Annotated in this window: 23 protein-coding genes and 2 riboswitches; of the genes, 16 read left to right on the top strand and 7 right to left on the bottom strand. The window is 62.4% G+C overall.

Annotation, left to right across the window (positions count from 1 at the left end; translation table 11 throughout):
* Positions 1-60: 60 nt before the first annotated feature.
* Positions 61-152: riboswitch (glycine riboswitch) on the top strand.
* 1 nt (position 153) lies between these two features.
* Positions 154-280, top strand: a riboswitch (glycine riboswitch).
* Between the two features lie 55 nt (positions 281-335).
* The 5 genes from gcvT to gcvPB are packed head-to-tail and all read left to right on the top strand — an operon-like array spanning position 336 to position 5,671.
* Entirely contained in the window at positions 336-1,493 is a 1,158-nt protein-coding gene (gcvT, locus tag AC0L7I_RS00310; RefSeq protein WP_473397534.1) for a glycine cleavage system aminomethyltransferase GcvT, read from the top strand.
* A 16-nt stretch (positions 1,494-1,509) separates the two neighbouring features.
* Positions 1,510-1,881 carry a glycine cleavage system protein GcvH gene (gcvH, locus tag AC0L7I_RS00305; RefSeq protein ID WP_473397533.1) on the top strand — a complete coding sequence of 124 codons (372 nt, stop codon included), beginning with the start codon at positions 1,510-1,512 and terminating at the stop codon, positions 1,879-1,881.
* A gap of 3 nt (positions 1,882-1,884) precedes the next feature.
* Entirely contained in the window at positions 1,885-3,228 is a 1,344-nt protein-coding gene (gcvPA, locus tag AC0L7I_RS00300) for an aminomethyl-transferring glycine dehydrogenase subunit GcvPA (protein WP_473397532.1), read from the top strand.
* Entirely contained in the window at positions 3,228-4,103 is an 876-nt protein-coding gene (locus tag AC0L7I_RS00295) for an alpha/beta hydrolase (protein ID WP_473397531.1), read from the top strand. Before gcvPA ends, AC0L7I_RS00295 begins: the two co-directional genes overlap by 1 nt.
* A complete protein-coding gene (gene gcvPB, locus AC0L7I_RS00290; RefSeq protein ID WP_473397530.1) occupies positions 4,100-5,671 on the top strand; it encodes an aminomethyl-transferring glycine dehydrogenase subunit GcvPB in 1,572 nt (523 codons plus the stop codon). The genes AC0L7I_RS00295 and gcvPB overlap by 4 nt, the downstream gene beginning before the upstream one ends.
* 5 nt (positions 5,672-5,676) lie before the next feature.
* Here gcvPB and AC0L7I_RS00285 read toward each other — a convergent pair whose 3' ends face one another.
* Entirely contained in the window at positions 5,677-7,044 is a 1,368-nt protein-coding gene (locus tag AC0L7I_RS00285) for an acyltransferase family protein (RefSeq protein WP_473397529.1), read from the bottom strand.
* 140 nt (positions 7,045-7,184) lie between these two features.
* On the opposite strand from AC0L7I_RS00285, the gene AC0L7I_RS00280 reads away from it, so the two are divergent.
* The 5 genes from AC0L7I_RS00280 to AC0L7I_RS00260 all read left to right on the top strand — a co-directional run bounded on the left by AC0L7I_RS00280 (position 7,185) and on the right by AC0L7I_RS00260 (position 11,589).
* On the top strand, positions 7,185-7,538 hold the full coding sequence (locus AC0L7I_RS00280) for a hypothetical protein (protein WP_473397528.1): 354 nt from the start codon (positions 7,185-7,187) through the stop codon (positions 7,536-7,538).
* Between the two features lie 89 nt (positions 7,539-7,627).
* On the top strand, positions 7,628-9,022 hold the full coding sequence (locus AC0L7I_RS00275; protein WP_473399169.1) for an amidohydrolase: 1,395 nt from the start codon (positions 7,628-7,630) through the stop codon (positions 9,020-9,022).
* The gene (locus tag AC0L7I_RS00270; RefSeq protein WP_473397527.1) at positions 9,019-10,299 is read left to right on the top strand and encodes an amidohydrolase family protein; all 1,281 of its coding nucleotides are present in this window, start codon (positions 9,019-9,021) and stop codon (positions 10,297-10,299) included. Before AC0L7I_RS00275 ends, AC0L7I_RS00270 begins: the two co-directional genes overlap by 4 nt.
* Positions 10,300-10,424: 125 nt before the next feature.
* Positions 10,425-11,162, top strand: coding sequence for a hypothetical protein (locus tag AC0L7I_RS00265; RefSeq protein ID WP_473397526.1), 738 nt, complete (start codon positions 10,425-10,427; stop codon positions 11,160-11,162).
* Positions 11,163-11,172: 10 nt separating this feature from the next.
* Positions 11,173-11,589, top strand: coding sequence for a DUF1489 family protein (locus AC0L7I_RS00260; protein WP_473397525.1), 417 nt, complete (start codon positions 11,173-11,175; stop codon positions 11,587-11,589).
* 2 nt (positions 11,590-11,591) lie between these two features.
* On the opposite strand, the gene AC0L7I_RS00255 is transcribed toward AC0L7I_RS00260, so the two are convergent.
* Complete coding sequence (locus AC0L7I_RS00255; RefSeq protein ID WP_473397524.1) at positions 11,592-12,749, bottom strand: hypothetical protein; 1,158 nt, start codon at positions 12,747-12,749, stop codon at positions 11,592-11,594.
* Between the two features lie 195 nt (positions 12,750-12,944).
* Between AC0L7I_RS00255 and AC0L7I_RS00250 the strand changes: the two genes are divergently transcribed.
* Together AC0L7I_RS00250 and AC0L7I_RS00245 are read left to right on the top strand one after the other, a co-directional pair.
* A complete protein-coding gene (locus AC0L7I_RS00250) occupies positions 12,945-14,627 on the top strand; it encodes an SUMF1/EgtB/PvdO family nonheme iron enzyme (protein ID WP_473397523.1) in 1,683 nt (560 codons plus the stop codon).
* A 31-nt stretch (positions 14,628-14,658) separates the two neighbouring features.
* Positions 14,659-15,483: a sulfite exporter TauE/SafE family protein gene (locus AC0L7I_RS00245; RefSeq protein WP_473397522.1), complete on the top strand. Its 825-nt coding sequence runs from the start codon at positions 14,659-14,661 to the stop codon at positions 15,481-15,483.
* 3 nt (positions 15,484-15,486) lie between these two features.
* Here the strand turns inward: AC0L7I_RS00245 and AC0L7I_RS00240 are convergent, their stop codons facing one another.
* From AC0L7I_RS00240 to AC0L7I_RS00220, 5 genes are all read right to left on the bottom strand, one after another.
* Positions 15,487-16,458 carry a HupE/UreJ family protein gene (locus AC0L7I_RS00240; protein WP_473397521.1) on the bottom strand — a complete coding sequence of 324 codons (972 nt, stop codon included), beginning with the start codon at positions 16,456-16,458 and terminating at the stop codon, positions 15,487-15,489.
* Entirely contained in the window at positions 16,455-17,282 is an 828-nt protein-coding gene (locus tag AC0L7I_RS00235; RefSeq protein ID WP_473397520.1) for a peptidylprolyl isomerase, read from the bottom strand. The genes AC0L7I_RS00240 and AC0L7I_RS00235 overlap by 4 nt, the downstream gene beginning before the upstream one ends.
* A complete protein-coding gene (locus AC0L7I_RS00230; RefSeq protein ID WP_473397519.1) occupies positions 17,283-19,190 on the bottom strand; it encodes a DUF3604 domain-containing protein in 1,908 nt (635 codons plus the stop codon).
* A 92-nt stretch (positions 19,191-19,282) separates the two neighbouring features.
* Positions 19,283-19,798, bottom strand: coding sequence for a potassium transporter TrkG (locus tag AC0L7I_RS00225; RefSeq protein ID WP_473397518.1), 516 nt, complete (start codon positions 19,796-19,798; stop codon positions 19,283-19,285).
* Complete coding sequence (locus AC0L7I_RS00220; protein ID WP_473397517.1) at positions 19,764-20,738, bottom strand: TrkH family potassium uptake protein; 975 nt, start codon at positions 20,736-20,738, stop codon at positions 19,764-19,766. Before AC0L7I_RS00220 ends, AC0L7I_RS00225 begins: the two co-directional genes overlap by 35 nt.
* Before the next feature lie 235 nt (positions 20,739-20,973).
* On the opposite strand from AC0L7I_RS00220, the gene AC0L7I_RS00215 reads away from it, so the two are divergent.
* The 4 genes from AC0L7I_RS00215 to AC0L7I_RS00200 all read left to right on the top strand — a co-directional run bounded on the left by AC0L7I_RS00215 (position 20,974) and on the right by AC0L7I_RS00200 (position 24,038).
* A complete protein-coding gene (locus tag AC0L7I_RS00215; protein ID WP_473397516.1) occupies positions 20,974-22,014 on the top strand; it encodes a Glu/Leu/Phe/Val family dehydrogenase in 1,041 nt (346 codons plus the stop codon).
* Between the two features lie 87 nt (positions 22,015-22,101).
* Positions 22,102-22,935, top strand: a complete 834-nt coding sequence (locus AC0L7I_RS00210) for a universal stress protein (RefSeq protein WP_473397515.1) — start codon at positions 22,102-22,104, stop codon at positions 22,933-22,935.
* Between the two features lie 34 nt (positions 22,936-22,969).
* The gene (locus AC0L7I_RS00205) at positions 22,970-23,338 is read left to right on the top strand and encodes a hypothetical protein (protein ID WP_473397514.1); all 369 of its coding nucleotides are present in this window, start codon (positions 22,970-22,972) and stop codon (positions 23,336-23,338) included.
* Between the two features lie 25 nt (positions 23,339-23,363).
* Positions 23,364-24,038: an SOS response-associated peptidase gene (locus AC0L7I_RS00200; protein ID WP_473397513.1), complete on the top strand. Its 675-nt coding sequence runs from the start codon at positions 23,364-23,366 to the stop codon at positions 24,036-24,038.
* The last annotated feature ends 36 nt before the right edge of the window (positions 24,039-24,074 follow it).

Below are 24,074 nucleotides of genomic sequence, written 5' to 3'. Positions count from 1 at the left end.
GCGAGTCGCAGCAGTCGTTGCTTGCCGGGCGTTCGAATCCGTTCTAGTTCGAAGCCAATTCAACTCTGTCCCGGGAGAGAGCAGCTCTTGAAGCTGCCGCCGAAGGCGCAACCGCCCCGGAAACGCTCAGGCAAACGGACCGGGCAGGGCCAACACGCTGGAAAGAGGCCCTCGAGGCCTCGCCGAAGGAGCAAGCCACGGCTCGTCCTTCGACTTCGCTCAGGATGAGCCGAGTCGAGTGAAGAGCGGGCGGAATCTCTCAGGCGCCCAGGACAGCGGGGGCGACGGTCTTTCGGCTTGAGTGCCGATCCGTCACCTTTTGGATTGATGGCGCCATGGCAGACACCCCAACCGATGCGTTGAAGCGTACGCCGCTTTACGACCTGCATGTTGCGCGCGGCGCCAAGCTGGTGCCGTTCGCGGGCTATGAAATGCCGGTGCAATACCCGATGGGCGTGATGGACGAGCATAAGTGGACGCGCACGCATGCGGGCCTGTTCGACGTGTCGCACATGGGCCCGTGTTTCCTGTCCCTGGAAGAGGGGATTGGCGGCGGCGACGCAGCGCATGCGAAGATTGCGGCGCTGGTCGAGACGCTGGTGCCGTCTGATATTGCGGGCCTGAAACAGGGCCAGGCGCGCCTGACCGTGCTGCTGAACGCAGATGGCGGCATCCTCGACGATCTGATCATCACGCGGCCGCTGGGCGATGAGGCGCAGGGCAGCCTGTACATCGTCGTCAACGGCGCGGTGAAGGAGCAGGACTGGGCGATCTTCGAAAAGGCGCTGGCGGGTAAGGCCGTGCTGACGCGCGCCGACGACCGCATCCTGTTCGCGCTGCAGGGGCCGGAAGCCGTGGACGTGATAAGCGATTTCTTTCCCGGCTGCGAAGAGCTGAAATTCATGCATCACATGCCGTTCGAGCTGAGCGGGACGCGCTGCATCGTGTCACGCTGCGGCTATACGGGCGAGGACGGGTTCGAGGTATTAGTGGCGCCGTCTGCCGGCCTGTCATTGGTCGAGGAAATGCTCACCGACGAGCGGGTCGAGATGATCGGCCTTGGCGCGCGCGATTCGCTGCGTCTGGAAGCCGGGCTGTGCCTGTATGGGCATGACATGGACACACGCCGCGACCCGGTTGAGGCCGATCTTGCCTGGGTGATCCAGAAGAAGCGGCGCGAGGCGGGCAATTTCCCCGGCGCGGCGCGGATCCTGTCGGCGCTGAAGGACGGCCCGGCGGAGAAGCGCGTAGGTATCCGTCCGCTGGAGCGGGCCCCGGCACGCGAGGGAACGGAAGTGCACGTGGGTGGCAAGGCTGTGGGCGTGGTGACCTCCGGCGGCTTTGGCCCCAGCGTCGATCATCCGGTGGCGATGGGCTATGTCGCCGCCGCCCATGCGGCGCCCGGTACGAAAATCGATCTGATGGTGCGTGGCAAGGCGCGGCCCGGCGAAATCGTCGCGCTGCCTTTCGTTCCGCACAATTACAAACGCTAAACAGGGGGAGAGACCCATGGCGACCTATTACACAGAAGACCATGAGTGGGTCAGCGTTGACGGTGACAAGGGCACCGTCGGCATCACGAAATATGCTGCCGAGCAGCTGGGCGACGTCGTGTTCGTCGAGACGCCTGACATCGGAAAGACAGTGAAGAAGGGCGACGACATGGCCGTCGTCGAGAGCGTCAAGGCAGCGTCTGACGTGTACGCACCTGTCAGCGGCGAAGTGGTCGATGCCAATGGCGCGCTGGCGGATGCGCCGGAGACGGTGAACGAACATGCGGAAACCGACGGCTGGTTCTGTGTCATCAAGCTGTCCGACGCCGGAGAGCTGGACGGACTGATGGACGCCGCCGCTTATGCCGAATTTTGCAAGGGCCTCTAATCCATGCGCTACCTTCCCCTGACTGATGATGACCGCAAGGCGATGCTGAAGGTGATCGGCGCCAAAAGCGTCGATGACTTCTACGCCGATGTGCCCAAGGCCGTCCGGCTGGGCGGCAAGGTGGCCGGCCTGCCGGACCATCAGGGGGAGCTGGCAGTTGAGCGCCATCTCTCGAAACTTGCGGCCAAGAACCGCTCGGCCTCGTCCGGCCCGTTCTTTGTCGGCTGCGGCGCCTACAAGCACCATATCCCGGCCAGCGTGGACATGGTGATCCAGCGCTCCGAATTCCTGACGACCTACACGCCTTACCAGCCGGAAATCGCGCAGGGCACGTTGCAGACCCTGTTCGAATTCCAGACGCAGGTCGCGGCGCTGACGGCGATGGATGTGGCGAACGCGTCGATGTATGACGGCTCGACCGCATGCGCCGAGGCCGCCGTGATGGCGACCCGCGTGACGCGCCGGAAGAAGGTGATCCTGTCGGGCGGCCTGCACCCGCATTATGCGGCGGCGACGAAGCTGTTGTGCGAGGCGCAGGGACTGGAAGTGGTGCAACTGGCGGTGGCCGTCGATGGCGAGATGGCGCTGGCCGACGCGGTGGATGATGAAACAGCCTGCGTAATCGGGCAGAGCCCCAACATTTTCGGCACGGTGACGGACATGTCCGGCGTGGCCGATGCCGCGCACGGCAAGGGCGCGCTGTTTGTCTCCGTGTTTACCGAGGCTGTGGCGCTGGGCCTCGTGACGCCTCCGGGCGAGATGGGCGCGGACATTGCCGTGGGCGAGGGCCAGTCAATCGGCGTGCCGCTCGGTTTTGGCGGGCCCTATGTGGGCCTCTTTGCCTGCACGGAGAAACTGGTGCGCCAGATGCCGGGACGCCTGTGCGGCGAGACTGTGGACGCCGACGGCAAGCGCGGCTTCGTGCTGACCCTGTCGACGCGCGAGCAGCATATCCGCCGCGACAAGGCGACATCGAATATCTGTACTAATTCCGGCCTCTGTGCGCTGGCTTTTACCGCTCACATGACGCTGCTGGGCGACAAGGGCCTGCAGGGCCTCGCGCTGCTGAACCATGAGGCAGCGTGCGACCTGGCAAATGCGCTGGAGGCGGTGCCGGGCGTGGAAATCCTGACGCCGCGCTTCTTCAACGAGTTTGCGTTCCGTACGCCAATGAATGCCGAGGCGGTGCTGGCCATGCTGGACGAGGCCGGCGTTGTCGGCGGCGTGCGGGCCAGCCGCCTGTTCCCGGGCGAGAAGATGGGCGACGTGATCATCTGCGCGGCAACCGAGTGCACGACACCGGAAGATATTGCGGCCTATGCGGCTGCGCTGAAGGAGATTGTGTAGTGAAGCTGACGGCTATCTTGCTTGCGGCTGTAGCGACGGTCCTTGCCTTGGTATTTGGCGGTGCCTACGCCATGCAGGACAAGGTGCTTTTTCACCCGGATTCGACGCGCGTGGCGCCGAAGGCAGGATACATTGAGGTTGAAGACATTCAGACCAAGGATGGCGAGGACCTTGTCGGTTGGTATACGCCTCCTTCGCCCGGGTGTCCGATTATCCTGTTCCTGCACGGCAATGGAAGCCGACTTGATCGGGATGTGTGGCGGTATGAACGCATACATGATCAAGGCGTGGGCTTGCTGGCGCTAGCCTGGCGTGGCTATTCGGGCTCTTCAGGAAAACCCTCGGAGCGGGGCTTCAATGCAGACGCAGATGCGGCCTGGTCGTGGCTCATGACCAAAGGCTATGCGTCACATGATGTGATCATTCAGGGCTTCTCGATCGGATCGGGCCCAGCGACGCGCCTTGCTAGCTTGCAGGATGCCGGGGCGCTAATTCTTGAGGCGCCTTACTATTCAATGGCAGACCTCATTCGCCAAAAGACGGCCGGTGTGCCGGTGGATTTTGTTCTCAAGCATCCTTTTCATAGCGATCGCCGGATCAAGCAAGTTGAGGAGCCCGTTTTGATGGCGCACGGCGGCGTCGATCGCGTCATTCCGTCCAGCCAGTCGAAACGACTGTTTGAATTGGCGAACACGCCAAAAACCTACCGCCTTTTCGACGCATCCGACCACAACACATTGGTTCGGGACGGCCTGTATGAGCAGGCAATCTGGCCCTTCATTTCCGCCCATTGGACTGCAGGAACGCGGCCAGATACCAGCAAGCCAACGAACTGCTACCTGTCGCAAAATACTGTTTCGGGAGAAACCCTATGACCATGAACACGCAAGGCCGCCCGACGGCGCCGACATCGACCTCCGTGTCTGCCATCGAGACCGTGTCCGGTTCACGCGGCCTGTTGCAGGCTGAGGGGCTGATCTTCGAGATCGGGACAGCTGAGACGACCGGTGTGGACCTGCCCGCGCCGCAGAACCGGACGGGCCGTCTCGGCGGCGTGTCGCGCAAGGTGCCGACCGGCCTGCCGGGCCTGTCTGAGCCGGAAATGGTGCGCCATTACATGCGCCTGTCGCAGAGGAATTATGCCATCGACCTCGGCTTCTTCCCGCTGGGCAGCTGTACGATGAAACACAATCCGCGCCTCAACGAGAAGATGGCGCGCCTCGCGGGTTTTGGCGACATCCACCCGATGCAGCCGCAGGCGACCGTGCAGGGCGCGCTGGAACTGATCGACGAGCTGGCGACCTGGCTGAAAGTGCTGACCAACATGCCGGCCGTGGCGATGAGCCCGAAAGCGGGCGCGCATGGCGAGCTGGCGGGCATGCTGGCGATCCGGCAGGCGCTGATTGCGCGCGGCGAGGGCGAGACGCGCAAGCGTGTCCTGGTGCCCGCCTCGGCGCACGGCACGAACCCGGCGACAGCAGTGCAGTGCGGGTTCATCGTGGACGAGATCAAGGCGAACAAGCGGGGCCGTGTCGACATGGACATGCTGCGCGAGAAACTGAAGCATACGGACGACATTGCCGGCATCATGCTGACCAATCCGAACACGTGCGGCCTGTTCGAAACCGACATCCGCGAGATTGCCGACCTGGTCCATGCGGCGGGCGGCTATTTCTATTGCGACGGGGCGAACTTCAACGCCATCGTGGGCCGCGTGCGGCCGGGCGACCTGGGCATTGATGCGATGCACATCAACCTGCACAAGACATTTTCCACGCCGCATGGCGGTGGCGGGCCCGGCTCGGGCCCGACGGTTCTGTCCGAAGCGCTGGCGCCGTATGCACCCGTGCCCTTCGTGGTGAAGGACGAGGACGGCGTGTTCCGGCTGGTTGAGGACATGGACGGCGATGCGAGCGAGAGCTTTGGCCGCATGGTGGCCTTCCATGGCCAGATGGGCATGTTCGTGCGGGCGCTGACCTATATCCTCAGCCATGGCGCGGACGGCTTGAAACAGGTTGCCGAGGACGCCGTGCTGAACGCAAACTACATCGCGGCCAAGCTGAAGCATGTGATGACACCGGCGTTCGAGGGCTATTGCATGCACGAGGCGCTGTTCTCGGATGCGTTCACCGCGGACGGGATCGAGACGCTGGATATCGCCAAGGCACTGATCGATGAGGGCTACCACCCGATGACCATGTACTTCCCTCTGGTTGTACATGGCGCGATGCTGATCGAGCCGACCGAGACCGAAAGCAAGGCGGAGCTGGACCGGTTCTGCGCGTCACTCGAGAGCATCGCGCGGCGCGCGGCGCAGGGCGACGAGACGCTGAAAGGCGCGCCTTACCTCGCCCCGGCGCGGCGCCTCGACGAGACCCGGGCGGCCCGCAAGCCGGTGCTGAAATGGACGGCACCGACGGCGGACACGGTCGCAGCGGAATAGGTGGCCTAGCCGGCGGAGGCCGGGTCAGGTTTGCGGTGGAAGAGGCGTTCGCGCAGCTTGCCAAAACCGATGATCAACGGCCGTTCGATGAAACGGTACGATAGCGCTGCGGCCGGCAATGTGGCTGCAAGCGAAACCGCGATCAGCGCGATATTGTCGAGGGGGCCTGCGCGGCCCAGCTGGAATACCGGTGCGAGCCATGGCACTTTTGCGGCCTCTGCGAAGGCAAGCCGGACCGGGGCGAGCAGGAGCGGGTGGCAGAGATAGAGTGAGAACGACCAGTCGCCGACGCGCGCCAGGCCGCGATGAACCCGCATGAATCCAGGAGTCATGGCGCGAATTCGACCCGGCATGGCCTGGCCGGCGAGCCAGCCGGCCCAGAGGACGGCGAACATGGCCAGCGCGCCGACGATGACTGTTACGATGGTGGCGCCTAGGCGGTCGGAGAAGGCGCTTTCGGCCACGAAATTATAGAGCAGGCTGATCATGGCGGCGATGAGCGCGCCGATTCCGACGGGCACAAGCCAGGCCTGGCGGTCCGACAGCTCGAGCGTGGCGAAGCCGTAGACCAGCAGGGTGCAGGGCAGGCCGAACCAGACGACGCGCCCCCACATCATGAGATTGGCGTCATCGACGCCCTGGAAGGTGAGGCTGGCCATCAGCCAGAGCACGGCCACCAGCGTGACGACGCCGCTGCGCCAGGCGATGCCTGAGCTGACGGCGAGCCCGACGACGGCGCCCATGATGAATTCCATGGTCATGGGGTAGAACAGGAGCGCGCTGAAATCTGCGGCAAATGGCTTGGTCAGGCCGAACGCCGAGCCGCCTGCGACCATAGCGCCCCAGGCGAGAAGGATCCAGAGCCAGAACCGGCGCGGCACCAGCAGCATCAGCGTGAAGGTGGCGTAGAAATACATCTCATGGACGAGTGTCCATCCGACGCCGAGTACCGGGTGAGCATTCTGCGGCACGAGAAAGAAGGATTTGATGAGATAGGGCACCATTGGCTGGCCCTGACTGACGCGATCCCAGCCAGCGCCCAAGCCGGCCCCGTTATAGACTGCGAACATGAGCAGCATCAGCCCGGCAAACACCCACCAGAGCGGATAGATCCGGGTGGCGCGGGCGAACAGGAAATCGAGGCTCGACTTCACGCCCGCCCGCATGCCTTCGGTGACGTAAACCATGATGAAGCCCGAAATCACGAAGAACAGGTCGACACCGGCAAAGCCATTGGTCACGAACCCGTTGAGCAACGGTATCTCGCCGAGGCCGTTCTTGCCGATGGCCAGCGCTTCCATGGCGCGGATGTGATAGAGGACGACCAGAAGTGCCGCGAGGCCGCGCAGTATCTGGATGGACTGTAATTTCATGCTGTCCTCATGCCCGGTTCCCGCAATTGACAGCAAGAATTTTCACATTTGTAGCAATCGGGTAACGCTGTTGCCAGACTTTGAACACATCCTGATGTTTTCATTGGCCGGACCACTACAGAACCCCCATATCACCGCAAATGGCTGACGACGAAGTAAACTCGATGACCGAAACGACAACCCTGCCGCCCCAAAGGCCGGCTGATCCACTCCGTTCCGGTTTCAATACCGCGTTCCGCCAGGTCCTGGCCCTGATCGGCCTGTTGATGATCGCCCTGTCGATTCCGATTGGCATCGTGACGCCGCTGATTCCGATCGGCCTGCCATTCGGCATCCTTGGCGTTGTCCTGCTGGGGCGCAATTCGGTCTGGGGCCATCGCTGGATGGAAAGCGTGCTGAAACGCCACCCGCGAGTCGAACGGTTTGCACCAAACTGGCTGATGAAGCTGGTTTTCGCCCGCGAAAAGAACGTTTCGCCACCCCGCAAGCGCTGAACGCGGCGCCCCCCTTGCCGCAGAGGCAAATCTGAGCACAAATGCGCCTGTAATCATTACAGCGAGCGGGGCTGACAGACATGAATTGAATTTCCCTGGCGGGCCTATCGTGCCTTGCCCTGATTCTGGCCGCGTGCGGCGGCTCGGACAAGGCCGACGGCACGGACAAGATCACGGTTCCCAAGGATCCGTTTCCCTCGACCTATGCGCCTTATCCGAACCCGTCGGTGTTCATCTCGAATGCGACGATCATCGATGGCACCGGCGCACTTATCGAGAATGGCAGCCTCCTCATCGAAAACGGGAAAGTGTCGGCGATCGGCAAGGACCTGAAGGCGCCGGGCGATGCCAAGGTGATCGATGCGGCGGGCCGCTGGGTGACTCCCGGTATCATCGACAATCACAGCCATCTCGGCGTCTATCCCTCGCCGGGTGTGAGCGCGCATGGTGATGGCAACGAGATTTCCGGACCGGTGACGGCGGAAGTCTGGTCCGAACATGGCATCTGGCCTCAGGATCCGGGATTCACGCGGGCACTGGCGGGCGGCGTCACGTCGCTGCAGGTGCTGCCTGGCAGCGCGAACCTGTTTGGCGGTCGCGGGGTGACGCTGAAGAACGTGCCAAGCCGGACGGTGCAGGGCATGAAGTTCCCGGGCGCGCCCTACACGCTGAAAATGGCCTGCGGCGAGAATCCGAAACGGGTCTACGGCTATGGCAATGGCAGCTATCCCGGCGGTTCGCCCTATTCGCGGATGGGCAATGTCGCCGGATATCGCGAGTCGTGGATCCGTGCGGCCGACTACAAGCGCAAGTGGGAAAAATACGAGAAAGAAGGTGGCGATGCCCCGATGCGCGACCTTGAACTGGACACGCTGAAAGGCGTCCTCGACGGCGACATCCTTGTCCACATGCATTGCTACCGCGCCGACGAAATGGCGCAAGTCATGGATATTTCGAGAGAATTTGGCTACAAGGTTACCGCCTTCCACCATGCCGTCGAAAGCTACAAGATTGCCGACAAGCTGGCTGAATACGGTGCCTGTTCGTCGATGTGGGCCGACTGGTGGGGTTTCAAGATGGAAGCCTATGACGGAATCAAGGAGAATATCCCCCTGGTTCACAAGGCCGGCGCCTGCGCGATTGTCCATTCAGACAGCGATATCGGAATCCAGCGCCTGAATCAGGAGGCTGCCAAGGCCTGGGCCGACGGCAAGAAGATCGGCATCAACATTCCCGAACAGGAAGCGTGGCAATGGCTGTCGCTGAACCCCGCAAAATCGCTGGGGATCGATGGCAAGACCGGCAGCCTCGTGCCTGGCAAGATGGCCGACGTGGTTGTCTGGTCCGGCAATCCGTTCAGCGTCTACACCAAGGCCGACCAGGTCTTCGTGGACGGCGCCCTGATGTACGACCGCAGCGACGCGGCGAACCGGCCCGTGATGGATTTCGAACTCGGCCAGCCTGGTGAAGGAGACATGAAATGAGCGGACGCCGTATTGCCAGCCTGATCGCCGTGGTGGCGAGTTTTGCGCTGCCTGTGTTGGCCGCGCCTGTTGCGATTGTCGGTGGAGATGTGTGGACCGGAACGAGCGAGGGCACGATCCCGAGCGGGATTGTCGTGATCGACAAGGGACGGGTCGTCTCTGTCGGCAAGGCCGGTTCGGCTGTTCCGCTGGACGCAACTGTCATAGACGCCACCGGAAAATGGGTCAGCCCGGGCATCATCTCCGCATTCTCGCGCACCGGGATCGTGGAGGTTGACGCGGAAGACGCGACCAATGACACGTCGGCTGACGGCTCCGACTATTCGGTTGCGCTGGATGCTGCAGACGGGTTCAATCCGGATTCGACAGCCGTGGCAGTGACGCGTGTCGAAGGGGTCACGCGGATTGTGGTGGCACCTGAAGCAAGTTCGAACCTGTTTGCCGGTCAGGGCTTTGTCGCTGATACCAGCGGCGGTGTGGATACAGATATTTCGCGCAAGGCGTTTCTCCTTATGTCGCTGGGCGATCGCGGCGCCGCATTGGCGGGCGGTTCGCGTCCGGCGGCCTGGGCACAGTTCCGGGCAGCGCTGGACGATGCAGGCGCCTATCCGGCCCGGTATTTTACCAGCAATGACGGCACAGCGCTTGGCCGGGTGGATGCGGCCGCTCTTGGCCCGGCGTCGCGCGGGGAGCAGCTGATTCTGATCGAAGCACACAAGGCCAGCGACCTCAACGCGATCATGGACTTTGCCACGGCAAACCCGAAACTGAGGATTGCCATTGTGGGGGCCGATGAAGGCTGGCGCGTGGCACCGCGATTGGCGAGATCCGGCATTCCGGTGATCGTCGATGCCTTTTCGAACCTGCCGGCCAGCTTCGAGCAACTCGGCGCCACGGCGGAAAATGCGTCGCGCATGATGGATGCCGGCGTGACGGTTGCGATTTCGCATCTCGGCGATTCGAGCCATCAGGCCCGTCTGGCGATCCAGGTGGCCGGCAATGCGGTGGCCAATGGCATGTCGCATGATGATGCGATGAAAGCGCTGACAACGGCGCCTGCGGAAATATTCGGGCTGCAGGGGCTTGGCGTGATCGGTCCGGGCGCACGGGCGGATATCGTGGTCTGGGACGGCGACCCGCTGGAAGTGACGTCCAATGCCGATGTCGTGATGATTGACGGGGACGTCCAGTCCCTTGAAACGCGCCAGACGGAATTGCGGGACCGATACCTGAAGCTCGACGAGAGCGGCCGGCCGATTGCCTATGTGAAACCCTGACAGACAGCGCCGTTCAACTCCCATAAATCCTTGGCCGCCTAGGATGGCAGCCAAACGTGCTTTTGCTCCTTTGCCGCATGGATGCCGCAAATGTGGATAAAAGTGCAATCGGGATGGTTTTGTCGATGTGGCTTGCACTACTCATGGCGTTTTCGCTGGTAACCGGGTCCGGCCCGATGGATTCAGCGCTGTCGGCAACCGAGGCCCCGAAAACGCTGCGCGCCGCCTTTACCGTGGAACTGGAGAGCGACCGGGCCAAGCGTGTATATGCCTTTGATCCCCGCAAGACGGGCGCCGAACGCTGGCAAGTGGTCGACTGGCAGGGCGAGGATGATGAACTGGAGGAAGTGGCCGCGAACTGGGCCGCCGAAGCCGCGCCTGATGGGAGATTGTTTCCCGACGACCTGCGCGCCAGCCTTGGCCAAAGGGTCCAGGTCGACGACCGGGGGCACGCTTGGCAAATTTCCTTCCGGCACACGCCATCCAAGAATGACGGCGAATTCGATGTCTGGGCGGCCGAGCGGCTGCAAGCGACGGCCTGGCTCGACCCGGTGGGTGAGCGATTCCTGCGGATAGATTATACGCTGCCGTACCCGGTGGCGGGGCCTGAAGGCGGCAAGCTGACAAAGTACAACCAGAGCTATTTCCTGCGCACCGAACCGCGTTGGAGCATGAGCTATGTGTCCGGGTTCTCAGTGGAACTGGAAGCGCGGGCAGCCTTCCGTAAGATTGAGCGGCGCTATTCGGCCAGCGTGGTGAACGCGGAATTCTTCTTTGCCAGTGCCGAGGCGCAGCAGGATTTCGAGCGAGGCAAAACAGCCAGGCCGACATTGATGACTGGATTGGACGGCCGGGCACGCTAGACTTTGCTACATGACGATTCACATGGTGAAACTGTGCGTGGGCGCCGACACGATCGAAGACCTCGCTGACTGGCAAACCCGCCTGCTGCAGCGCCTGGAGCATCCCGTCCACCACACGCGCATGGCGCCGAAACGCGCTGAGGAAATGCTCGACGGCGGCTCGATCTACTGGGTGATCAAGCGGGCGATCCTGGTGCGCCAACGGATCATCGACATCCGCGCGATCAAGGATGATGAAGGCCGCGCCATGTGCGAACTGGTATTCGACCCGACGCTGGTGCGAACCTATGCGCAGGCCAAACGCCCGTTCCAGGGCTGGCGCTACCTGAAACCGACAGACGCGCCGCGCGACCTGAAAACCGGAGAGGCAGCGCTCGATATTCCGCCCGACCTCGATGCGGCGCTTAAGCAGGCCGGCGTCTGGTAGTCTCAGAGGACAAACCGGGCGTGCTCGTTTGCGTCCAGGAATTCGATCATTTCATCGGTCGATGCTTTCTCAAGCGCCTTCAATGCATCGACTTTCCGGGCGGCCGAGTTGCTTGACGTGAACTGCTGTAGCGCCGCGTTCACCTGGGCTGCGTAAAGCTCCATCCGGGCGAGCTCTCGCTGAGGGTGCAGGCCTTCCTCGACCGAACGGGTGCCGACGGCAAGGATCGCGAAGATGATTGCGAAGGACCCCACGACCGTCTGCTCGAATGAGGGGACCGGCCAGATTGCGATCATGAGGGCCAGAAAGTTTGACAGGAAGGCCAACAGCACCAGGATGAACATCGTATTGCCCAACATGGATATCTGCTTGCGCGGCAGTGACCAGAACGATCCTTCGGACGACAATATATAGTTTGTGTACTGGACCTGCCCGAGAAGGCGGGTTTCCTCGCAGGCGGAGAAAACCTCGTCGAGAATTCCATCCGGATCGGCAGGCAGTTTGCGGGCGGCCGCTTTGGCCCAGGCCGGATCGATCCAGTAGGATTGCTGGCCTGCCTGGTCGATCATGGTCTGGCCCATATGCCCGACGGCTTCCCGACGGGTGTATTTCGTATATTCGCTGCTGATCTGGCTGAGAAAGGAACGCTGGAACCGCTCGAAAGCGAGGTCGCGGTTCGTGACATATTCGGCGCGTCCTGTTTCAGAGCCGGCGGCTGGAACAATGTCGGCCATGTGCGCGATGATATATTGAGCCTGCCATTGGCGCATGCGCTCGGTCATCAGGCGCATCTGCAGCCAGCGACGTTTGCTCTTGCCGAAGGCGAGACCGAGATTTCCGAAGATCACGGCCAGAACGCCGCAAACAGCACCGACAATGGCGATGGCCTTGAACAGGTCGAGCGACACGGCCGTCGCGCCGGACGCAGCCGTGATGAGGGGCTCAAGCGGGAAGGTCAAAAGAGACGCCACGGCGAAACTGAGTGTCAGGCATCCAATGGACCGGCTGCGCTTCTTGGCGGCATTGGCCAGCCGGTCAACCCGTTCGAATTCGGTGCGCAAGTCAGGATGGTCCATGGCAAAGTAGACGCGCGGATACTTTTTCTGGGCGAGGTCGCGATCATCGGCGCTGAGCAAGAGCTCATCGTTGAACCTGAACATTCCACTCACCCCTTCGCGGTGCACCGCACGGTACGATCCGCCAGCAGCCTGATGCAATCCTGCTTTGGGCAAAGCAGGATTGCAATGGCCGCCGGCGGAAATCGATCGCGTTTGGAAAACCGAAATTTCTGTGTCATCGTAATCGCTTAGCTGGCTTTCCTGACGTATCCAAACAGCCGCTTCAAGGGGACGTGAATGGCGAATGTTTTTCTCTCCTACAGCCGCGCGGACAGGCCGAAAGCGCAGCAGGTGGCCGCAGCGCTGGAAGAAGAAGGCCTTACCGTCTGGTGGGACAAGGTGCTCAAGGCAGGCCAGACCTATGATGAGGTGACCGAAGGCATGCTGCGCAACGCCGATGTCGTGGTTGTCCTCTGGTCGACCGTGTCGGTGAAGTCCAAATGGGTGCGTGCCGAAGCAACGCTTGGCGAACGCTATTCGGCCGTGATACCTGCGATGATCCAGAACGCCGACAGGCCGATCCTGTTCGAGCTGACGCAGACGGCCGACCTGATCGACTGGGACGGAGACCGGAGCGAACAGCGGTGGATCGACTTTGTCACCGACCTTCGGCATGCCATTTCTCGCAAGACCGTCGCAAAAGCCGAAACGGTGCCCGCCCCGAAGCCGGCTGCCGTGCCAGGCAAACCAGCGCCCGCCGTTGCCGCGCCTGTCGCCGATGACGGCACGATCCAGAACACGTTCTGGACATCCATCCAGTCATCGACCGATGCCGCCGACTTTGCCGCCTACCTGAAGCGCTACCCGGCGGGCCATTTTGCCGATCTCGCCCGCAATCGCATCGCGGCGCTGGAGACGAAGGCAAAGACGCCCGCCGCCGCAACGGCGCCTGCGGTTTCGAAAAGTATAAAGTACAGGCCATCCCTCGTGCCGATGATTGCCGGTGGCCTGGTCCTGCTGTTCGGCGCCGGATGGGGCGTGAGCAAGCTGATGCCATCCCGTGGCGACGGGGCCTCCGCCGCTGAAACAGCGGACATGGGAGACTCAGTGCCCGTTGACGTCGCTGCCGCCGTGCCAATCGATCCGGCGTCCGTCATGTCTTTGGAGACTGCTGAGGCAGCGGGTATCGAGGACGTCGTGGCGGAAACCGCGCCGGAAGGCCCTGAAGCTGCAGACGCACCGCCTGAAGTCGACCTGCCGGAACCGGAGCAGTCTGGTCCGCAGCAAGACTGTGAAACCTGTCCTGTGATCGTTTCCGTCCCGGGGGGCGCATTCATGATGGGGTCGCCCGATTCAGAATCCGGCCGGGTTGGCAATGAAGGGCCGCTGCGCAGCGTGACGCTCGCGCCTTTCGTGATGAGCCGCAGCGAGATCACATATGAAGACTGGGACGCCTGTCTCGCGGATGGCGGATGCCGAGGCTACCGTCCTGGAGATCCGGGAACACGCGGCGACATGCCGGCCATGTCGATTTCCTGGCGTGACGCGCAAGCCTATGTGGAATGGCTGTCGGGCAAGGCCGGGCGGACATATCGCCTGCCGACCGAGGCGGAATGGGAATATGCCGCGCGTGGCGGAACGCAAACAGCCTATTGGTGGGGCGACGGTTTCGACCGGTCGAAGGTCGCGACCGGCGGTCCGCAGGCGACCGCGAGCCTGCCGGAGAACGGGTTTGGCCTGGTCGGGACCCTGGGAAACGTCCGGGAATGGGTTGAGGACTGTTACGTAAACAATTACTCGGCGGCCCCGACGGATGGCGGTGCCGTGCTGAACGGAAGCTGTGACCTGCGCGTCATCCGTGGCGGGGCATGGTCGGACAATGCGGCCACTCACCGGGCGGCAAACCGGGCCCGGGTGTCACGCGGTACGCGGGACCGTAAGATCGGATTCCGGGTCGTTTCGTCAGAACCGGCCCCCTAGCCAGTTGCAGGCAGGCCCGCTAAGCGAAAACATGATCGATATTTTCCTGCAGTACTGGCCGCTATTGCTTGGTCTTGCGGTAGCCGGCGCGGCTGCGGGGCTCGCGGCGGGCATGTTCGGCATCGGCGGCGGTGCGGTGATCGTGCCTGTGTTGTTCTTCCTGTTTGATGGCATGGGCTACAGCGAAACGGCGATGCATGTGGCTGTGGCCACGTCGCTGGCGACGATCATCCTGACATCGGCGCGCAGCGTGATGGCACATAACAGCCATGGCGCGGTGGACTGGGGCATTATCCGGACATGGGCGCCGTGGATCGTGATTGGCGCCCTGACAGGCATGGGCCTGAGCGGCTTCCTCTCCAAACAGGCCCTGCTCGGCATTTTCGGCACAATGGCCTTTGTCCTGTCGGCGCAATTGTTCTTCGGGCGGCCGACCTGGCGGCTGGCGGACGAGATGCCGGGGGGAGTTGCACGCGGCGGGCTGGGCATGTCGATCGGGGCGCTCTCGGCGCTGATGGGGATTGGCGGGGGCACGTTCGGGGTCAGCCTGATGACGCTTTATGGCAGGCCGATCCACCGGGCGGTGGCGACGGCCGCCGGTTGGGGCGTTGCGATTGGCCTGCCGTCGGCGATCGTGGCGATCTTCATCGGATGGGGACGCCCGCACCTGCCACCGTTTTCGCTCGGCTATGTAAACCTCGCCGCCTTTGCCCTGATTTCCGTGTTCACGGTGACGATGGCTCCCGTTGGGGCGAAACTGGCGCACAGCCTGGACGCCGTGTTGCTCAAGCGCCTGTTTGCCGTGTTGCTGGCACTGGTGGCGGCGCGGATGTTGTGGAAAGCGCTGGGGATATAGGCGTCAGGCGACAACGTTGACGATCCGCTCGATTGCCCAATAGGCGCCGGTGATGCCGATGGCATACGCGGCGGCGATGCGGGCCGGCGCCAGCGGCAGGCGGGCGAGGCGCATGGCGACGAAGACCAGCAGCAGGACAGCGCCGACAAAGGCGACCTGGCCGATCTCGACGCCGAGGTTGAACAGCAGCAAGGCCAGCACTTCGGCGCCTTTCGGCAAGCCGATTTCGGCCAGCGCGCCAGCAAATCCAAACCCGTGCACCAGGCCGAAGCCGAAGGCGATGAGCCAGGGCTTGCGCTGGCTGAGCGTCTCGCGGCCCCGGCTGCGATAGATAGTTTCAGCGCCGAGCAGCGCGATGCTCATGGCGATCACGATTTCGACCGGCGGGCCGGGCAGGGTGATGCCTCCCAGCGAAGCAGCGGCAAGCGTGATGGAATGCGCCAGGGTGAAGGCGGTGACGGTCGCAAGCAGCTGGCGGGGCTGGACCAGCAGGACCAGGCCGAGCACGAAGAGCAGGTGGTCGAAACCGAACAGGATGTGTTCCACGCCGATCCGGAAATAGGTGGCCGTCGGCGCACCTGTCGGAGAGGAGAGGTCCAGCCGCAGGGCGCCGGGACGGAGGACGGCCGAGAGATCGTCGCCGGTGAGGCGGTCCACGCGGACAAAGGCATCCGTGAGGGTGCGCTCCAGACCGGCGATTTCAATATGGCCTGTCGAGAGATCGCACTGCATCTCCCAGCGCTGGACCAGGGTGCCAGCAGTGGCATCGGCGCGTTCGCTCTGCCGGTCGCAGCCATCTGGAAACACGGGGTCGAGCTTCAGGCGCTTGCCGTCGAGCACAGGCTGTTTCCAGGTGACGGCGAATGTGCCCGGACCTGTTTCCGTCACTTCTAGATAGGCAGGGCGGACCTCATGTGCGGTGGCTGGCAGCAGGATGCAGCACAGGGCAAGGAGCGCGAAGACGACCCGTCTCATTCGGCGCCTTCGATGCGCACCTTGTAGCGCTTGATGATTTCGGCGATGGCGGTCTCGTTAGCGGTGCGAAGGGTCTCGTCGCGCCAGTCAGCTTCCACTTGCGTGCGAACGTCCTCGAAGGGGCGTAGGCTACCCTCATTTTTCACGATCAGGTGTACGAGGTGGAGCCCGAGGGCCGACCTGACGGGGCCTTGCCAGGTATCGCCTGCGTCGAGCGAGAAGAGTGCGGTGGCGAAATCTGTCCCGAACAGGCGAACGGTTTCGCGAAACGGGAGATCGCCATAGGCACGCTGGAGGATGAAGGGATCGCCCAAAGTGTGCCAGTCGGGGGGCGACGGGCCGTTGAGCGTGGCCAGGAGGCTGGTTACGTCTGCACGCGTGCCAGCGTCAGTGCTGAGGAAGACGTGTTCGAAGGTGACGTTCGGCGGTGCGGTGTAGGTGTCCTTGTGAGTGTTGTACCAAGACCGCAACGTCTTCTCGTCGGGTTCCGGCACGTTGGCGAGATCGGAAACCATGAAGCTCATCTTCTGGGCGAGCCGACGTTCGATGATCGTGTCGTCGGCATCGAGGCCGATGCGCCGGGCTTCGCGGGACAGGGCTTCATCGCGGATCTGGTCCGACACCATCGCAGCCATGTCCTCCGGGGAGGGCAGCGCACCGGATTCTGACGCGTAGAGCGCGGCCATGCGTTGCATGTCTTCCTGGGTCACGATGATGGTGCCATTCCGGGCGGCGACGTGCGCCGTCCACGCCGCATGGCCGGCGAACACGAGCAATGCGACGATGATGAAATGGACAAGCGGCTCGCGCAGCAGCTGTCTCATCTAGGCTGGCGGGATGTACCAGATCGGCGACGTATAGGCGCGTTCCTGGATTGTTGTTGGCAGGTCGGGATTGGGCGGCGTTCCGTTGCGGTTGGCCTCCCATGTCGACCAGCGGCAGGTCGGGTTTTCGAGCACGCGGACATAGTATGTCGCGCGCTGGCCGGGCACGAAGTCGGGGTCGGTCCAGAGGGCTTTCAGTTCGCCAGCACCGCTGCCGACTGTCGTGGCGCAGGTCGTGACATCGACACTCGCGCCATTGTCGGGACACCGATGGTTGGTGTCGGGTGTAGCGCCGCCGGAACAGGCCGCGTCAAAAACGGCTTCGCCGCTGCTGGTGACCTTGACCACCTGCACGCGCTGGAGGGGCGCAGAGTTCGCGTCCTGGATGGCCCAGGCAATGAAGCTTGGCGCTTCGCCAGTTCCGACCAGATCGCCGCCCATCGGAACGCCACCGGCATAGGCCTGTCTGGCGAGGTCGGTGGCATTGAGCGTGTCGGCGGTGTAGCCAAAGCCGCCGAAGAAGCGGACCTTCATGCGAGGACCAGTCGTGGCGAAGGTTTCCTTGCGGCGGAAGGCATCAAAGATGGCGTCGCGTGTATTTTCTTCTGCCCAGACGCCGGTCAGGCCGGAGGCTGACCAGCGTGAAAACCAGTGCCTTGCATTCTGTGTGGTCTGGTTGTCCGGCTGGTCGGCCCAGTCCTTGATGCCGGGCATGGGCACAGAACCGCGCTGGAAAGGCAGGCCATCGACAATGCCGATCTTCGACCAATAATCCGTTTCCGAATAGGCACCGCCGGCAACATGGCTGTCGGATGCTGCGGTCAGGCCGAAACGGAAGGGATCAAATCCCTTTTCTTCCTGCATCTTGAGGCCATTGCGATAGGCCTCGCGCACATACGACCCGGATGTCCTTGAAACCGTGTTACTGGCAAGCAGCTCTTCATAGATTTCGAAATCGGCCCACTCGTCATTGGGTGACAGGTCGGGATGGGTCTCGCTCGTGCCCTTGACTTGCGTGACCTCGACAAGGGGTTCGTTGCGCATGCGCTGGTCGGCATAGGCGGCATCGAGAAGGTCGCCATTGTAGGTTTCGAGCCGGAACATCTGGCCGTCAGACACATTGGAATTGTGGGGAATGGCGATCGACTCGCGGCCCTCGGCGCGCTGTGCGTCCATCCAGTCCCAGAGATCTTCGGGGTTCGTCGAGTCGAGCGTCGAGAAGGCCCGTGCCGGTGCTTCGCCGCGGAAGAACACGTTGCGGTGCAGGTTGCCGCCGCCAAAGCCGCCATTCTCGTCCGGTGTTGTGACCGACGTGAATTCATAGGCCGAGAACGTGGTGAAGACGCCGGGTTCATTGTACTTCTCGGCGGCGGCGATGTTCTGCCCCCAGACCGAGTTGATCAGTGGCTCGTCGTACATGTCCTCGATCTTGTTGCCCGATCGGACGGAGGCGCCGACACCCTGGAAGGCGGCCTGGATCTTGGCAGGATCGGTCGAGAACATGTCCTTGGCGCGTGGTAGTTCTGAGAGCGGCGAGTCCTTGGAATTCATCGCCGGAAGGATGCCGAGATACTCGGCGTGATCGGTGACGGTATAGAAATCGAGCGGGCCGCCCGCGATGGTCATATCAAACCCGGACGGGTGCTTGATCGTCTCACCCTTGGCGAAACGGTACGCATCATCGGCGGTACGGCGGACGTTGAATATGTAGGCGTCGAAACTGTTGCGCGTGTGGATGTGCATGTCGCCGAAATAGGCGTTGCGATCAGCGTTGTATCCGGCGGTGGCACCTTCCGGCGCAGCGCTTTGCGGGATTGCGGCGGTTTCAGCAGGCGCTTCCTCAGGCTTGTTTCCACCGCAGGCGACGAGCGCGAGCGCTGTTGAGGCAAGCGTCAGGGTCTTCCACATATCAAATTCCTCCCGTGGGCGCTCTAGTGGCACCATGTGTGCCATATGTTCAGGGAATGCTGCAGAAGTCCAGATTGACCCGGCGAGAATAATCAACCCTGCCAGAAGCGGCGTGTCAGCACGACGAAGACCGAGATGAATTCAAGCCGGCCAAGCAGCATGGCGATGGCGCAAATCCATTTGGCTGCATCAGGAAGTGTCTGGAACGTGCCGGACGGCCCGATGATGGGTCCCAGACCGGGGCCGACATTCGAGACGCTGGTCGCCGAACCGGAAATGGCGGTCATTGCGTCCAGACCGCAAAGGGACAAAAGCGCTGCGGCGACCAGAAACGTGGCGAGGTAGAGGAACACGAAGACCATGACAGATTGAAGGGTCTCTTCGTCGACCACTTTTCCACCATACCGGATTGGCGTTCTGCGGTGAGGCATCGTCATGCGCTGGGAATAAGCAACGATGGCCTTCGCGGTGATTTCAAGGCGAAACATCTTGAGGCCGCAAGCGGCTGAACCGGCGCAACCGCCGACAAAAGTTGCGACCAGGAAGATCGCCATGACCGGTTCCCCCCACGTGTCATAGGGGGCCGATGCGTATCCCGTGCCCGTCATCACCGAGATTATATTGAACAGGGCATCCTTGAACGCGTGGGCTGCGGTCTCGAAGATTCTTCGGGTCGACGACGATTTCGTGATAGGCGACGATCACTATCGAGAGGACGAGTGCGATCAAAAGGTACACGCGCGGCTGGGGGTCCTTGATCATCGGCATGATCCGCCCCTGGAGAAGCATCATGGCCAGCAGGCTCTGCGGCAGCCCCGCGATGAACATGAAGACGGTCGCGACATAGGGCGCATTGGTATCGTTGAAATAGCCGAATGACAGGTCGTGGGTGGAATAGCCGCCGGCCGACATCGTGGTCATGGAGTGGGCGATGGCATCGAACCAGTTCATGCCGGCGAGGGAGTAGCAGAGGGCGCACAGCATCGAGATCAAGAGGTAGGTGAAGCCGAGATAGGCCGCGATGTCGGTAATACGTGGCAGGAACTTGCCGGAGAGGTCTGAGCTTTCGAGTTCGAACAGCTGCATCCCGCCGACACGAAGTTGGGGCAGGATGGCGATGGCGGTAACGATAATGCCGATGCCGCCGAACCACTGCAGGATGGCGCGCCAGAGCAGCAGGCCGCGCGGCATATCGTCGAGGCCCGTGAGGACGGTCGCGCCTGTCGTGGTGAGACCGGAGATGCATTCGAAGAACGCGTCCGTAAGGCTCATGCCGGACGCAATGAAGGGAATCGCCGCGACTGCGGGCAGGAAGACCCAGACAAGCACGGTCAGCAGGAAGGCCTCACGTTGGCCCGTGCGCTGGTCACCGCCGCGCGCCAGCACCCAGAGGCACGTGCCGATGAACATGGAACCGAATGCGGAGACAGCAAACACATACGCTTCAGGACGCTTGTCGGCCAAATCCATCAGCGCGCACGGAATCATCGCCGCGCCGAGCAGGACGGTCATGATGCCGATGGCAAGGAGGACAGGACGAAGCTGCATTTTATGAGCAGACGATACGCGTCAATTCCTGAGAAGGAGTCAATTTTCTGAAGGTTAACAAGAGATTTCCAGCCGGGCAGGCGAGGTGTGGCAAGGGCACTCAAATGAGGCGGGTAGCAATCAGGCAAGGATTGGGCCAGAGGTGCCTGTGTCGCGCCCATTGCGATTGACCCAAGGGAAGCGAGACCCTAAACGCTGCAATTCGTTTCATCTGCAACCAAGTGCGATTCCACACATGTTCGACCATCCCTCCTACGATTCCCATGAAGGCGTGCACCTGTTCCAGGATACCGCCAGCGGCCTGAAAGCGATCATCGCGATCCATTCGACAGCCCGTGGCCCAGCAGCCGGGGGAACGCGGATGTGGAATTTTACATCCGGCGAGGCCATGCTGAAGGACGTGCTGCGCCTCAGCCAGGGCATGAGCTACAAGAACGCCATGGCGGACATTCCGCTCGGCGGTGGCAAGGCGGTGATCTGGGGCAATGCCAAGACCGACAAGTCTCCGGACCTGTTCCGGGCTTTTGGCCGAGCGGTCGAGAGCCTTCAGGGGCGCTATTACACGGCCGAGGATGTGGGGATCGACGTCGCCGACATGGCGATCGTGCGCGAAGAGACAGCTTATGTCGCCGGGCTCGACCAAGGCGAAGCGGCGAGTGGCGACCCGTCGCCAGTCACGGCGCGCGGCGTGTATCTGGGCATTATCGAGACCGCAAAGCGTGCGCTCGGCAGCGGGGACCTGACCGGACGGACAGTTGCCGTACAGGGCGTGGGATCAGTCGGCAGTTATACGTGCGATCACCTCGCCGAGGCCGGCGCGAACCTTGTCATCACAGATATCGACCAGGCAGCGCTCAAGGCGGTGGCTGCCCGTACGGGCGCGCGCATTGTTGCGCCGGATGACATTTACGATGTCGAGGCGGATATCTTTTCGCCTTGTGCGCTGGGAGCGGTGGTCAATGAACAGACATTGGACCGGTTCAGGGTGAAGGCGATTGCAGGCGGTGCAAACAACCAGCTGGTCATGCCGGAAATGGGCGAGCTGCTGCGGCGCAAGGGCATTCTCTATGCGCCAGACTATGTGATCAATGGCGGCGGAATCATCAATGTGGCGGCCGAGATCTCCGGCAATTATTCCCGCGAATGGGTGGATGGCAAGCTGGCGCGCCTGGTCCAGACACTGGGTGAGGTGCTGGATGAAGCGCTGACCAGCGGCCAGCCGACCAATGCGGTCGCGGACCGGATCGCGCGGGCACGGATCGCTGCCGCGCGTTAGGGGAAACTGCGTAGTTCGCCAAATCCGTACCGGGTGATAGACTGTTCCCGAGTTGAACAAGTCCCATCACTTGGAGGTACATGTCCCGTGTCAGTCGTTGCAGTGTTGCAGGGAACCGAAAAAGAAGATCGTCAGAGTACGTTGACGGCTGTCGAACTCGCACGTCGGCTGAACACGCCTGTCACCGGCCTGTTTGCCTTACCCGACCCAAATGCGGTTTTGATGGTTGCGGCGACGCCGGAAGCATCAGGCCTGACAGCGAGCACCGCGCAAAGCATCGTCGATATGCAGCTTGCGATGAAGCAGACAGCCGAGACGGCGTTTCAGGATGCTACCAGCACGGGCGCTCACGGACTCGACTGCGACTTCTTTCATGAGGTCAACACGGTAGAACGCGCCAGCGCGAATGCGGCGACACTGGCGCAAGCCGTGGTGTTTCCCCGGTCGGCGGCAAAGAGCGGCGAACCGCTTTTCCTGGCGTTCGAACATGTCATGATGGACGCACGGCTACCGGTTGTGCTGGCAGGTAGCGACGAATTCATTTCGGGGCCGGTGATCATCGCCTGGGATGGCAGCAATGGCGCGGCGCGGGCGGTGCGTTTCCACCTTCCTCTGATCCGGGCCATGGGAGATGTCATCATCGCGCAGGCGCCGAAAGACCTCGAACGCGATGTCGCGCGGCCAGCGGCCGAGCCAGGTACGCTGGAGAGCTGGCTCAAGCGTCACGGCGTGACGGCCAAGACCGCCGAGATCGATGGTGATGTCGGCAGCGGCCTTTTGGCCCTGGCAAAAGGCAGTGGGGCGTCCATGATCGTCGCGGGCGCATATGGCCATTCGCGGCTCGGCGAGCGCCTGTTCGGCGGAACGACCCGGCGGATGCTGGAAGCGGCCCACGCGCCGGTGCTCGCGCTGGCACGCTAGCGTGCCGACACTTCAACAGACTAAGGAAATCAACATGGCTCTCAGCCGCATTACACTCCAACTGGCGCGCAATCCCGGTCTTCCGGCGGGCGACCCGAGCGAAGGTTATACAATGGTCGCGCCTTTGACGGCTGACGCCCGCCTGGATGTGGAGGCCTGGCGTGCCGTCCGTAAGAATTGCCGGGTCGTGCGCTTTTCCTCCGATGAGTCAGAGCATGCGGACGGTTTGCTGACGCATCGTGGCAATCACTGGTTCTTCCATTATGACGAAGATGACGAGGGCGATGACGAGGCGGGCTACCGGCTCGGCGACCATGTCTTCAAGGAAGGCGAATACGTGACCGTCGCCAGCCATGGTGAAACGCCCTTGACCTACAAGATAACCGACGTCTCTCTCGTGTGAGTCATCACACGGTCGGGAGCAGGACATGTGCGGTCGGTTCTTCAGGCATGAGGTGACCTGGGCAGAGTACCATGATGCCCTCGGCCTGGTTCCGCCGGAGGGCGTTGCGCCTCCCGAAGCCACCTACAATGCTGCGCCGACGACGATCCAGCCCGTGATCCGCCGCGCCGAGCATGCCGGTCATGTCGAAATGGCGCCGGCGCGATGGGGGCTGATACCGTCCTGGTGGTCAAAGCCCCTGTCGGAGATGAAATTCTCGACCTTCAACGCACAGGCTGAGACAGCCGCCGAAAAACCGGTTTTCCGCGGTGCCTTCCGGCACAAGCACTGTCTTGTACCCGTGTCCGGGTTCTATGAATGGACGGGGGCCAAGGGGGCCAAGACACCGTTTGCTGTTGGATTGCGCAACCGGCGCTGGTTCTGCCTTGCCGGTCTGTGGGACGCAGCCCTGATCGACGGGTCGGAGATTCAAAGCTTCACCGTGCTGACAACCAAGCCGAACGACCTGATGGCCGGATTGCACACCCGGATGCCGGTCATCGTGTCACCCGAAGACTATGCGACCTGGCTCGATCCGGATGCCGGTGACCCGTCACACCTGTTCGAGCCGTTCGCCGCCGATGCCATGCATGCCTGGCCGGTCGGGCCAGCGGTGGGGAATGTGCGCAACAATTCTCCCGCGCTGATCGCGGAAGCCTGAGGCGAGAAAAGATTGAAAAAAGGCCGGGCGCGCGAT

It is taken from the genome of Hyphomonas sp. J20-32 (genome assembly GCF_055808555.1).
This window is presented reverse-complemented; position numbering and strand designations above follow the sequence as displayed.